The 12,370-nt window shown below is 63.5% G+C and carries 12 protein-coding genes; 2 read left to right on the top strand and 10 right to left on the bottom strand.

The genetic code is table 11. The features are described 5' to 3' along the window. Window positions 1-45 precede the first annotated feature (45 nt). Together JVX98_RS06685 and JVX98_RS06680 are read left to right on the top strand one after the other, a co-directional pair. Window positions 46-870: a M55 family metallopeptidase gene (locus JVX98_RS06685; protein ID WP_205236241.1), complete on the top strand. Its 825-nt coding sequence runs from the start codon at window positions 46-48 to the stop codon at window positions 868-870. A 24-nt stretch (window positions 871-894) separates the two neighbouring features. Next, window positions 895-2,133, top strand: a complete 1,239-nt coding sequence (locus JVX98_RS06680; protein ID WP_205236240.1) for an FAD-binding oxidoreductase — start codon at window positions 895-897, stop codon at window positions 2,131-2,133. Window positions 2,134-2,151: 18 nt separating this feature from the next. Here JVX98_RS06680 and JVX98_RS06675 read toward each other — a convergent pair whose 3' ends face one another. The 10 genes from JVX98_RS06675 to tdh all read right to left on the bottom strand — a co-directional run bounded on the left by JVX98_RS06675 (window position 2,152) and on the right by tdh (window position 12,359). Further along, complete coding sequence (locus tag JVX98_RS06675) at window positions 2,152-3,498, bottom strand: MATE family efflux transporter (RefSeq protein WP_246764815.1); 1,347 nt, start codon at window positions 3,496-3,498, stop codon at window positions 2,152-2,154. Further along, window positions 3,499-4,077, bottom strand: coding sequence for a peroxidase-related enzyme (locus JVX98_RS06670; protein ID WP_205236239.1), 579 nt, complete (start codon window positions 4,075-4,077; stop codon window positions 3,499-3,501). Window position 4,078: 1 nt separating this feature from the next. Continuing rightward, the gene (locus JVX98_RS06665; RefSeq protein ID WP_192450443.1) at window positions 4,079-4,585 is read right to left on the bottom strand and encodes a CMD domain-containing protein; all 507 of its coding nucleotides are present in this window, start codon (window positions 4,583-4,585) and stop codon (window positions 4,079-4,081) included. 31 nt (window positions 4,586-4,616) lie between these two features. After that, window positions 4,617-6,086, bottom strand: a complete 1,470-nt coding sequence (locus JVX98_RS06660) for an NAD(P)-binding domain-containing protein (RefSeq protein WP_205236238.1) — start codon at window positions 6,084-6,086, stop codon at window positions 4,617-4,619. Between the two features lie 13 nt (window positions 6,087-6,099). Continuing rightward, complete coding sequence (locus tag JVX98_RS06655; RefSeq protein WP_043614933.1) at window positions 6,100-7,170, bottom strand: ABC transporter ATP-binding protein; 1,071 nt, start codon at window positions 7,168-7,170, stop codon at window positions 6,100-6,102. Between the two features lie 4 nt (window positions 7,171-7,174). Further along, window positions 7,175-7,966, bottom strand: a complete 792-nt coding sequence (locus JVX98_RS06650) for an ABC transporter permease (protein ID WP_192450441.1) — start codon at window positions 7,964-7,966, stop codon at window positions 7,175-7,177. 10 nt (window positions 7,967-7,976) lie between these two features. Further along, on the bottom strand, window positions 7,977-8,957 hold the full coding sequence (locus JVX98_RS06645) for an ABC transporter permease (protein WP_205236237.1): 981 nt from the start codon (window positions 8,955-8,957) through the stop codon (window positions 7,977-7,979). Between the two features lie 79 nt (window positions 8,958-9,036). Next, window positions 9,037-10,137 carry an extracellular solute-binding protein gene (locus JVX98_RS06640; RefSeq protein ID WP_205236236.1) on the bottom strand — a complete coding sequence of 367 codons (1,101 nt, stop codon included), beginning with the start codon at window positions 10,135-10,137 and terminating at the stop codon, window positions 9,037-9,039. 63 nt (window positions 10,138-10,200) lie between these two features. Next, window positions 10,201-11,196, bottom strand: coding sequence for a LysR family transcriptional regulator (locus JVX98_RS06635; RefSeq protein WP_205236235.1), 996 nt, complete (start codon window positions 11,194-11,196; stop codon window positions 10,201-10,203). A 128-nt stretch (window positions 11,197-11,324) separates the two neighbouring features. Next, complete coding sequence (gene tdh / locus JVX98_RS06630) at window positions 11,325-12,359, bottom strand: L-threonine 3-dehydrogenase (RefSeq protein ID WP_205236234.1); 1,035 nt, start codon at window positions 12,357-12,359, stop codon at window positions 11,325-11,327. Window positions 12,360-12,370 lie beyond the last annotated feature (11 nt).

Genomic DNA, 12,370 nt, shown 5'->3' with positions numbered 1-12,370 from the left:
TCAAATGCATTATCCGCGCTTGCGCGGCTGACCGGGGAGGCAGGAATGCGCATCTATATTTCCGCTGACATCGAGGGGATCGTCGGGGTCGTGAGCCGCGACCAACTGATGCCCGAAGGTTTCGAGTACGAGAACGCCCGGCGCTGGATGACCGACACCGTGGTTCACGCCTGCGAAGCTGCGCATGAGGAAGGTGTGGAGGAGGTCATCCTCAGCGATTCCCACGGAAATGGCGAGAGCATCCTGATCGACCGCCTGCCGGACTATGTGCAGGTCGTGCGCAGCTGGCCGCGGCCGCTGATGATGATGCAGGGCGTCGAACTCGGTTCCTTCGTCGGCGCCATGCTTCTCGGCCATCACGCCGGCGCAAGCCATGCGAGCGGCGTGCTGTCGCACACGATCGGCGGCACCGCCTTTGCTGAGGTGCGCATCAATGGCACCGTTATGCCGGAGGCCGGCATCAACGCCGCCATCGCCGGACATTTCGGCATCCCGGTGCTGCTCGCATCCGGTGACAACGTCGCCTTGGAGGAAATCAAGGAGCGGATCGGCGATATCGTGACGGTGCCGGTGAAGCAGGTCTACAGCACGCAATCGGCCATCACCCTGACGCCGGCCGTCGCCCATCGCCGGATCCGCGAGGGCGTCAAGAAGGCATTGTCGAGGGCCGGTTCGGCAAAGCCGTTCAAACTGGAAAACCCCGTCCTTGAGATCGTCTTCCGCAACCGCCTCCCGGCCGAATATCTCTCCTATCTCAAGGGCGTCGAGCGGACCGACGGCTACACGATCCGCTATCAGGGCGACGACATGGTCGACGTCTCGCGCTTCATCCAATTCGTGGTCGGCTACAATTCCCGCCTCACCTTCTGACGAGCATTTCCGCGGAACCAATCCATGACCACCTCAATCGTCCTCGGCGCCGGCATGGTCGGCGTTTCCACCGCGCTCGCCTTGCAGGAGGTCGGGCACCAAGTTGTGCTGATCGACCGCAAGGCGCCGGGCCGGGAAACCAGTTACGGCAACGCCGGTATCATCCAGACCGAGGCCGTCGAACCCTATGCCTTTCCGCGCTCCCTGGCAGAGATCGTCAGGGTGGCGCTGAAGCGCGGCAACGATACGGACTTTCGGCTCGGCGACATGCCGCAGCTGGCGGGGCCGCTCTGGCGCTATTTCACGCAATCCGCGCCCGGACCCTATGCGAGAACCGTCGCGGCCTATTCGAAGCTGGCGCTAAGGGCCAGCGACGATCACGCGCGCTTCATCGAGCCGGCCAATGCCGGCGACCTGATCGTTCGCGACGGCTGGCGCGCGGTCTACCGTTCGCCGGCAAAGCTCGACGCGGCCGTCTCGACTGCCGAACGCCTGAAACGAGAGTACGGCGTGCCGTCTAGGGCGCTCACGTCAGACGAACTCGCGGCAAGCGAGCCGGCGCTCAAAAGCCGGCTGGCAGGTGCGGTCCACTGGACCTCGCCCTGGACCTGCCGCGACCCGGGCGATCTGGTTTCGCGCTACGCAGCGCTCTTCGTTGCCCGCGGCGGGAAGGTCGCCCAAGGCGATGCCATGTCGTTGCAGCAGACCGGCACCGGCTGGCGGGTGCTGTCGGAGGGTGGCGATATCACGGCTGAAAACGCGGTCGTCGCCCTCGGGCCCTGGTCGCCGATGCTTGTGGCGCGGTTCGGCTATCGTGTCCCCATGGTGTTAAAGCGCGGCTACCACTGGCACTTCGGCGGCAAGGACGGCCCGCGCATTTCGATGCTGGACATCGACAGCTCCGCCCTGATCGCCCCCATGAACGCCGGGTGGCGGGTCCTGACCGGCGCGCACCTGGCGCCACTCGGCGCCGCCCCCGCATCGCGACAGATACGGCATGCCGTCAACGCCGCACGCACGCTTTTTGCGCTGCGCGACCCCATCGAAGCGGCGCCTTGGTCGGGCACCCGTCCCTGCATGCCCGACATGCTTCCCGTCGTCGGGCCCAGTCGTCACAATGGCCTGTGGTTTCACTTCGGCCATGGGCACCAGGGCTTCACCCTGGGGCCGACGACAGCACTTCTGCTGGCCGAGCAGGTTGCCGGGCGCGCTGCCAATCCGCTGGCCCTGCCTCTGTTGCCGTCGACCCGAGACTGGGCATAGCGCAACGCTAAAGCGCGGTTACTGCCGCACCGCAGCAAAAGTGCGGTCGGCGAGCCGCGGCAACATGAGCCGGAAGGCGACGCTGCGAGCGCTTTGGAACAGGATCAGCGCGATCCACAATCCGTCATTGCCAAAGACCGGCTGCAGGACCGCCCAGGCAGCAAAATAGATCACCAGCGAAGCGACCATCAGGTTTCGCATCTGCTTCGACCAGGTGGCGCCGATATAGACGCCATCCATCTGGAAAGCGACGATGCCGAAGATCGGCAGGGCGGCGACATAGGGCAGGTAGGCGTGCGCAAGTGCTGACACGCTTTCCGACGGGGCAGTGATGCCGATCACCCAGTCGCCGGCCACGAAGAGACAGAGCGCGACGAGCCCGGCAAAGACGAATCCCCATACCGTGGTCAAACCAACGGCACGGTCGAAAGCCGGCCGATAACGTGCGCCGACGGCACGGCCTGCCAGCTGCTCGGCCGCCGTTGCCACCCCATCGAGAAAGGCGACGCCGAAGAAATAGAAGCGCAGCAGGATCGTGTTGGCCGCAAGGATTTCGATGCCGAGCATGCCGCTCTGGCGGGTGAAGAAGGACAGCCCGATCAAAAGCGCGAAGGAACGGATCATCATGTCGCCATTGACCGAAAAGGCGCGGCGGAAGGCCGTCAGATCCGGAAGGTTCCACGCACTCCGGTCGGTCTTTGCCCAGATGAGATAGAGCCCCGCCACCGCCGTGACGGCTTCGGCGACGAGCGAGGCGGCCGCAACGCCTGCCACGCCCCAGCCGAGACCGAGGACCCAGTGCACACTCAAGCCGGCATTGAGCGCATTCAGCAGGGTTTGCAGGATCATGCCCCAGAGCGCATCGCCACGCCCGATGATCCAGCCGAAGACCACGAAATTGAAGAGAACGAAGGGCGCCGACCATACGCGCCAGGCAAAATAGGTTGCGGCTGCTTCGGCGACCTTGCCTTCCGCGCCCATGGCCGCAAGGCCAAGCGCGCCGATCGGCTTTTGAAGAACCAGCAGTGCCAGGCCTGCGACGAGCGCGATGATGAGGCCGCTTGCGAGCATGCGCTGCTCTTCGCGCCGGTCACCTGCCCCGAGCGCCTGGGCGGTAAAGCCGGTGGTGGCGCCGCGCAGGAAATTGAAGGTGACGAAGATCACGTCGAAGATGACGGTCGAAAGCGCCACGCCGCCGATCAGGGTCTCGTCGCGCAACTGGCCGATGACGCCGGTTGCGACGAGCCCGACAAGCGGGCTCGAAAGATAGGCGATCATCATCGGCAACGCGATGCGAAGCACGTCGCGATGCGCGATGTCGAAGGGGCGGACCGTGACCGCAGGGTGGTCGGACGCGTGTTTCACTCAATCCAGCCGGTGTGGTTCGCCGAGGGTATGCATCAGCCGGTTGGCCCAACCGAAGATCGCGACCGCATGGATGAGATCGAGGATCTGCAGGTCGTCGAGGCCGATCTCGCGCAGATGGTAGAACTGGTAGGCGCCGACATTGTCGGGATGGGCCGTGAGATCGACGCCGAAATTGAACAGCGCCTGCTCGAATTCCGGCAGGTTCGCGTCGAGGCCGCTGCCATAGATCTCGTCGACCACCTCCGGCCGCTTTTCGAGCTGGATGTAGCGCGCCGCATGCACCGAGGCGCAATAGATGCAGCGATTGACGAAGGATGCGGCAAGCGCGCCGATCTCCCGGCCACCGCGCGAGAGCCCACCCTCGCTATACATGATGTCGTTGAAGAGCGGCGTACGCTCCTTCAAGCTTTCCGGCTCATTGGCGAGAACCAGCACATAGTCCGAGATCTTCTTGTTGGACGGCGTGATCTTCAGTGCGTCCAGCTGTTCGGGCGTCGCCGTCTCGACGTCGACCGGCTTGACATAGGGCTTCCAGTCGAGCGCTTCGACGGTGAATTCGTGCACGGCTTGCGACATCTCAATTATCCCTCAGCATCTTTAGGCCGGCCACCACCAGCACCTGATAGTTCACGAAGGCGATCAGGCCGGCGAGCGTGACGATGTCCCGGTCGTCGAGGCCTGCGGCCAGCAGCTTCTCGACATTGGCGCGCGTCGCCTCCTTCGGCGAAAGCGTGACCAGATCGACATGGGCGAGGATCGCCCGAAGGCGCGGATCGGCAGCTTCGGTGCTGTTGCCGGGATCGGCAACCGACACCAGGGCGGCGGCCTCCTCCTCGCGTTCAAGCAAGGCCCGGAAATGCGCGGAGAGTTCTTGGGACTTCCAGAGTGCCGCCATGCGCGCGGCAAGGGCTGCCCGGAGCGCATAGGAGAAGTTGCGTGGGTCGGCAGGGCGAAGTGCGGCCTGATAGCTCGTCTGGCTCAAGTGCTTCAGCTTCGCCCTTTGTTCGCGCAGCGCCTGCAGGTCCGGAAAGCGATCGAGCCCGAGAACCGTGTCGATCACGTCATTTGTCGATGGAGCGGTCATTGATTTTCCTGTCATCTGAAATGCGGGAGGTTCAGGCCGTCTTCTGTGCCGGCATCGGCGCGTCGGCATCCACCCATTCGGTCCCGTCGAGTTCCGGCTTTTCGTAGGCGATCAGCGCTTCCCAGTGGTAGTCGACATCCCGAATGAAGAGCGAAGCCGCGACCCCGCGCGCCAGCCACAGGGCGCCCTCGCTGATGGCGGGAATGTCACCGCTGACCTTGCCGACACTGACGGAAGCGCCGTAGTTAAAGCAATGGATGTCCTTCAGCCACGGGGCCGTTCCCGGCTCCTTCTCGGTAAAGGAGAAGTCTCCGTTCAGCCACGGGAAGCGGCCGAGCCCGGGGTTCTCTTCGCCCGCCGGCGGCGCGTAGCGGTCATCCCAGCAGGCAATCTGGTCCTGATAGGGAGCAAGCTCGCTGCGGCTCAGCGGATCGATCGAGAAGCCGGTGCCGAGGATGACGAAATCGGTGCGGAAGGTGCGGCCGTTCGTGGTGGTGATGACGACCTCGCCGCCCTCCTCCTTCATCGAACGGATACCGCAATCGAAGTGGAAGTAGGCGTTCGGATGCCGGCTGACACGCAGCGTCGAATTGTGCGGTGCCGGCGTCTGCTGCTTGGCCGCATAATCCATCAGCCGCCAGCGCCATTCCGGCGAAATCTCGGCAAAACCTGCGGTGACGCCATAGGAGCCGATGCCCATCAGCTTGTTGACCGTCGGCATCTCCTTGCGGCGGGCGAGAAGGCGGACTTCCCCTGCCCCCTGCTCCAGCGCTTCTGCAGCATTGTCGACCGCCGAAGCGCCGACGCCGATGACGACGACGCGTTTGCCCTTCAGGCGATCGAAGTCGATCGCGTCGGCCGAATGCGCCCACGAGGTATGCCGCTCCATGGTCTTGACGAAATCCGGAATGGTCGGCTCGCCGAGCCCGTCGCGGCCGGTCGCCATCACCAGCTTGCGGGTGATGATCGCAGGCTTAGCTCCGCCGGCGATTTCGAGTTCCAGCAGCCCATCGGCGCGCGGCACGACGCGGGTGACGTGCGTGTCGTTTTCGACCGGGATGTCCATGACATCGCGATACCAGCGCAGGTAATCCATCCACATCGGGCGTGGGATGCGGAAGAGCTCCTCCCATTCCGCTTCACCATGGAGCGCGGTGAACCAGGCGCGGAAACTGAGCGAGGCAACGCCAAGCGCCGGGCCGAGAAGGATTTTTGGCGAGCGCAGCGTCTCCATGCGCGCATAGGTGACCCAAGGACCCTCGAACCCCTTGGGCGCGCGGTCGACGATGCGCAGATTGGCGATGCCGGCGCGCGTGAGCGCATGCCAGGCAACAAGCCCGCACATGCCGCCGCCGATCACGACTACATCGCTGACGTCCTCGCCCGCCGCCGTCGTCACCGGCTTCGACCAGTTGGCCGGCGGATAGTTGAGATAGCTCAGATCCTGCCTTACCCTCGCATTGAGCGCGGCAAGCCGTTGCTGTTTTTGACTGTCGGTCATCCCCGATCTCCCTTCACTTCGCCAGCAGGACGGCATCGCGGTCGCGCCACCCCACCCAGACGTCGTCCCCTTCGATATGCGAAAGCGCCACCGGATCGATCTGCGCCACCAAGGTGCTGCCATTGTCGAGAACCACGGTCAGTGACGTGTGGGCGCCCTTGAAGACGCGCTGGTCGATGCGCCCTTTCATCGACGGGCGGTCCTCGGGCTTGCGCGACAGGCAGAACACCGCCTCCGGACGCAGCGCCACAGTGGCATCGTCTCCCGGGATCGGCGACGTGCCGTTCACGTCCGCATGCACGACATTGCCGCGCCACTCGACGGCGGCGATCCCGCCCGCAACCGATGCGACCGTGCCTTCAAGAAAATTGCTCTGGCCGATGAAATTCGCGACGAAGCGGCTGCGCGGCCGGGCGTAGAGTTCGTCAGGACCACCCATCTGCTCGATCCTGCCCTTGTTCATCACGACGATGACGTCGGACATGGTGAGCGCTTCTTCCTGGTCGTGGGTGACGAAGATGAAGGTCTTGCCGGTCTTCTTCTGGATCGACTTCAGCTCGATCTGCATCTGCTGGCGGAGCTTCGCATCGAGCGCCGACAGCGGCTCGTCGAGGAGCAACACGTTCGGATCGGGCGCCAGCGCCCGCATCAGCGCCACGCGCTGGCGCTGCCCGCCCGAAAGCTGCGCCGGCATGCGTTCGGCATGGTCCTGGAGGGAGACGAGGGCAAGGAGGTCGCTGACCCGCTTGTGGATCGCCGCACTCTCCATGCCCTTCAGTTCGAGCCCGAAGGCGATGTTGCGGCCAACCGTGAGGTGCGGAAAGAGCGCGTAGTCCTGGAAGACGATATTGACGTTGCGCCTGTTCGGCGGCAGGTGCGAGATCGGCTTGCCCTCGAGGTAGATTTCCCCCGAGGTCGGACTGTCGAAGCCGCCGAGCATGCGCAGCGTCGTCGACTTGCCGCAGCCGGAAGGGCCGAGCAGCGTGACGAACTGACCGGGCGCGATCGCAAGATCGAGATCATCGACGGCGGTCAGCGCCCCATAGGACTTGTTGACGTTCTTGAAATGGACGACAGGCTGCATTGCGTCAGCTCCTGGAACGGCGGGTGATATGCTCGGCATAGATGCCGACGGCGGTGGTGACGACGAGCACGATGGTCGCCATGGCGTTGATTTCCGGCGACATGCCGCCTTGCACCTTGGCGAAGATCAGCATGGGCAGGGTCGGCTGGTAGCCGCCGAGGAAGAAGGTGCGGACGAAGTCGTCGATGCTGGTCAACACGCAGAAGATCATGCCGCCAAAGAGCGCCGGCATCAGATAGGGGATGGTGACGCGCAGGAAAGCGATGAACGGATCGGCGCCGAGATCGCGCGCGGCGTCGACGAGATTGGCCGGCATCGACCGCAGCCGCGTCAAGACCATGATGACGACGAAGGGTACCGCATGAACCGTATGGGCGAGGATGATCGCGAAGGTTCCGGTCGGAATGTCGACCGCGCGAATGAAAATGCGCATCGAGATCGCGTTGATCAGCCCGGGCACGACGGCCGGAAGACAGGCGAGCGCGAAGATGATCGCCTTGCCCCAGATGTTTTCCGCCGAAACGAGCAGTGCGATCCACACACCGATGATCGTCGCCGAAATCGTAGTGGCGAGTGCGATGCCGATCGAATAGAGCGAGGCTTCGAGGAACTGCTTGTCCTGGATCACCTTGCCGTACCAGGACAGCGTCCAGTTGCCGATCGGGAAAGCGATGAAGTTCGCATCCTTGAAGCTCATCGCCATCATCAGCGCCAATGGCAAGACCAGATAGACGGCGAAAATCCAGTAGGAAGCGCCAAGCGCGGTTTTCGGAAGGTCGTTGAAATAGGTTCGCATCGTTCCGTCCTCACATCAGCCGAACGGAGCGGCCGCCAACGACCCGCATGAAAAGCCCGACGGTTGTCAGCGACACCACGAGCATGATCATGGAGAAGGCAGCACCCTCCGGCCATTTGTCGTTCGACCCGTGGAAGAGGGTCGCGATGACCTCGGGAAAGATGACCGAGTTCGGGCCGCCAAGCAGCAGCGGTGCGGCGAACACGCCGACAGCCGTCAGGTAGACGAGGCTGCAGCCCGACACGATGCCGTCCTTCGATAGCGGCAGGATGACCCGGCGGAACCGCTGGAAGGGGCCGGCGCCGAGATCGGCCGCCGCCTGGATCAGCGGCGTCGGGATCTTCTCGATCGCCGAGTAGAGCGGCAGCAGCATGTAGAGCGCGAGCAGGTAGATGACGCCGAAGCTCAGCGAGAAGAAGGTGTAGAGCATCGGGATCGGCCGGTCGATGAAGCCGAATTCGCGCAGCAGCACGTTCAGCGCCCCGCGATTGGCAAGCAGCATGATGACCGAGAAGGTGCGGATCAGCTCACCTGCCCAGAAGGGGATGAGCAACAGCAGCAGGGCCCGCATCCGGTTCTTCGGCTGCACGATCTTCGCGACGTAATAGGCAACGGGATAGACGATCACCAGCGTCGAGATCGTAACAACAGCTGCAAAAATCAGGCTGCGCACGAAAGGCAGGAAATAGAGCCGGTCGGAAAAGAACAGCGCGTAGTTCGAAAGCGTGTATTCGCTGCTTTTGTCCGGCTGTGGCGGGTAGTTGGCAAGAAGGCTGATATTGGCCATCTGCAGGATCGGGCCGATGTGCAGCATGGCGATCCAGACAAGCGGTACGCCCGCGAGCACGGCGAGACGCACGCGCCGGCTTTCGACGAGCAGTCCGATCGTATGGCGGTATAGCCCCGAGCGCGCCGCCCTGCCGATCCATCCGGCATAGCGCGGCATCGTCGACAAACCGACGGATGGCGGTTGTGTTGTCGTATCCAGCATTCTGTTTGTTCCCGGCTCTGGAAGAGTCCATTTTTTTGACGGGCGACCGGCCTCAGCCGATCGCCCGGATTTCGAGAGGTCAGGCCGACTTGATCTCGGCGGTCGCCTTGTCGATCATCTCGTTCTTCATGTCGCGGTTGACCGAGCTGAAGAACTGGATGCGTTCGACCTGCTCGGGCGGCAGCGACAGCGCGGCGCGCTCCTTGTCGTCAAGCACCTTGTCGACGCCGTCGAAGGCCGACGAGAAGCCGGACTGGCGGGTCATCGCAGCACCAATCTCCGGCGACGACAGGATGGCGTCGAGGAAGGTGTAAGCGGCGTCGGCGTTCGGCGCGTTGTTGACGATGTTGAACGAATAGAGGAAGCCGAACGTACCTTCCTTCGGCACCGAGATCTCGATCGGATGACCGTCCATGACGAGCTTGGCGGCCGGTCCCGACCAGGCCTGCGCGAGATAGATGTCCTCGTTGACGAACATCTGCTGCAGCTCGGAGCCGGCGTCGTAGTATTTGCGGACCTTGTCCTTGTGCTGAATGAGGAAGTCGCGGGCCTGGTTCGTGGCGGCCTGCGCAACATCGGGCTTGTCGCCATAGGTCACGTAGTCGCCGTCGTTGCCCTGGTAGCGCATGACGATCGAGAGGAAGTCGCTGACGATGTAAGACGTCAGGTTCTTGTTTTCCTCGTCGAACATGATCTCCCAGCTGTCGGAGGCCTTGGCGTATTCGGTGTTGCGCACGAGGCCCTCGAAGCCCGCAAGCAGCGGCACGCCGAAGGTCTTGCCGTCGACGGTGAGCTGCGGCGCGCCCTTGTAGGCGGCGGCGAGCTTGCCCCAGTTCTTCAGCCGCCCGGTGTCGAGCGTCGAGAGCAGGTTCGACTTCATGAACTGCGACAGACGGTGACCGGTGACGGTCACGATATCGGTGGAAGGTGCGGCACCCTCGGCGGTCAAGAGGTTGTACTGCTTACCCTGGTCGTCGGTCAGGCGGATGCGCACCTCGATGCCGGTATCCTTCTGGAACTGGTCGATGAAGGACTGCGGTACGAACTTGTCGTAGGTCGTGATGTTCACGACCTTGCTCTGGGCGAAGGCCGGGCGGATGATCGAAGGTGCCGCGAGCACCCCCGCCCCGGCTACCAACAGCTTCATGGCCGATCGGCGGGTAACGTCAAAATTGTTCATCTCGTTCTCCTCATTTTAGCAGGCTCAATTTCCATGTGAGCGTTCAGAGCTTTTTGCTCCCCTTTATTTCGCCGCCGGGTTGTCCGGCAGCGCACCATTGCCGGCGTTCCTGCCGGCAAAGCTTCTTTCGGCGATACGCGCCATCTGCTTGGGATCGTGCACGATGAGATCCGGCATCCGCTCCGACGCGATCCGCGCTATCCGTTGAATGAGTTCCCGGACGCCGGCCGAAAGCGGGCGCGAGCCGGCCGACAGGATCGCCCACAGGAAGGGGATCTCGACGTCGAGAGGCCGAACGACGATGGGCGCCGATTGCAGGCCATAGGCGGTCGCCGGCTCGATGATCGCCACGCCAAGGCCGAGCGATGCGACTTGCACAGCGTTTTGCGCCGCGTTGGTCGCGATGATGCGATTGGGACGCACGCCGGCTGCATCGAGCACTTCATCGACGCTGTGGCGCAGCCGAAACGGATTGGACATGGTGACGAGCGTGCGCCCGGCGAGATCGGCGATCGAGATCACGTCTTTCGCCGCCAGCGGATCGTGCGGCGCAACGGCGGCGACGCAGCGCCCTTCGAAGAAGCCTTGCACCTCCAGGCCCGGCTGATCGGCCGGCAGCGAGGTCACGCAGAAATCGGCCGTGCGCGCGAACACCGACTGCACGGCCGCCTCGGCCGGCATGCTGCGCAGATTGATCGTGTGGGGCAGCAGATGTTCCGGCAGTTCGGCAAGTGCGATCGGGATGATGCCGCTGGCAAAGGCCGGCGTTGCGGCGATCTCGATCGGCTCGGGTTCCTTGCCGGCGATTGCCTTGGCGCGATTGCGCAGGTGCCCGATGCCGCTGACAAAACGCTCCGCATCCTCATGGAAGGCAATGCCCTTGTCGGTCGGCGCGATCCTCGGGCCATTCCGCTCGAACAGCGCAAAACCGAGCGACGTCTCCAGGTCCTGGATCAGGCGCGTCACCTGCGACTGCGAGCGGTCGAGCAGGCGGGCAGCACCTGTGATGCTGCCCGTCGACATAACGGCGAGAAAGGCCTCGAGATCGCGTACTTCCATCGGCTATCATGCGCTCCCTGCATGGTTGACGATCAATAGTGCATAAAACGCATTCTTAGTTCTAGTGACAAAAGACAATTTTTCTCGGATGGGGTCGACCGGGCCGGATCAGGCCGGCCCTTGCGGCCTCACCAGTCCATGACGACCTTTCCGGAGTTGCCGGAGCGCATCGCTTCGAAGCCGTCGCGGAATTCGTCGATCTTGATGCGGTGGGTGATGACCGGGGAGAGGTCGAGGCCGCCTTGAACGAAGGCAATCATCTTGTACCAGGTCTCGAACATCTCGCGGCCGTAGATGCCCTTGAGGTTGAGCATCTTGAAGATGACCTTGTTCCAGTCGATCTCGAAGCCGGCGGGTGCGATGCCGAGGATGGCGATCTTGCCGCCATTGTTCATCTTGTCGATCATGTCGCGGAAGGCGGGTGCTGCACCGGACATTTCCAGCCCGACGTCAAAACCCTCGGTCATGCCGATCGCCTTCATCACGTCGGCAAGGTTCTCCTTCGACGCGTCGACGACATGATCGATGCCGACGCTTTTCGCGAGCGCCAGCCGCGTCGGGTTGATGTCGGTGATGACCACCTTGCGCGCGCCCGAGCGCTTGGCGACCATCGCCCCCATGATGCCGATCGGGCCGGCGCCGGTCACAAGCACGTCCTCGCCGACGAGATCGAAGGAAAGGGCGGTGTGCACCGCATTGCCGAACGGATCGAAGATCGCCGCGACTTCATCCGGCACGTCCTCGGGGATCGGCACGACGTTATACTCCGGCAGGCAGACGAACTCGCCGAACGAACCCGGCCGGTTGACGCCAACGCCGAGCGTGTTGCGGCAGAGATGCCCGCGCCCGGCCCGGCAGTTGCGGCACTTGCCGCAGACGATGTGGCCCTCGCCCGAGACCCGCTCGCCGACATGGTACTTGGTGACCGCCGAGCCGACCTCGGCGATCTCGCCCATGAACTCGTGGCCGACGACCATCGGCACCGGAATGGTCTTCTGCGCCCACTGGTCCCAGTTCCAGATGTGCACGTCCGTGCCGCAGATCGCCGATTTCTTCACCTTGATCAGCACGTCGTTCGGGCCGATCTCCGGCACCGGCACGCGCTCCATCCAGAGGCCCTCTTCCGGCTTCGACTTCACCAGCGCCTTCATCATGTTCGTCATCGGTCTCTCCC

Source organism: Ensifer sp. PDNC004 (genome assembly GCF_016919405.1).
GTDB lineage: Bacteria > Pseudomonadota > Alphaproteobacteria > Rhizobiales > Rhizobiaceae > Ensifer.
Note: the sequence above shows the minus strand (reverse complement) of the source record. Positions and strands in the feature narration are given on the sequence as shown.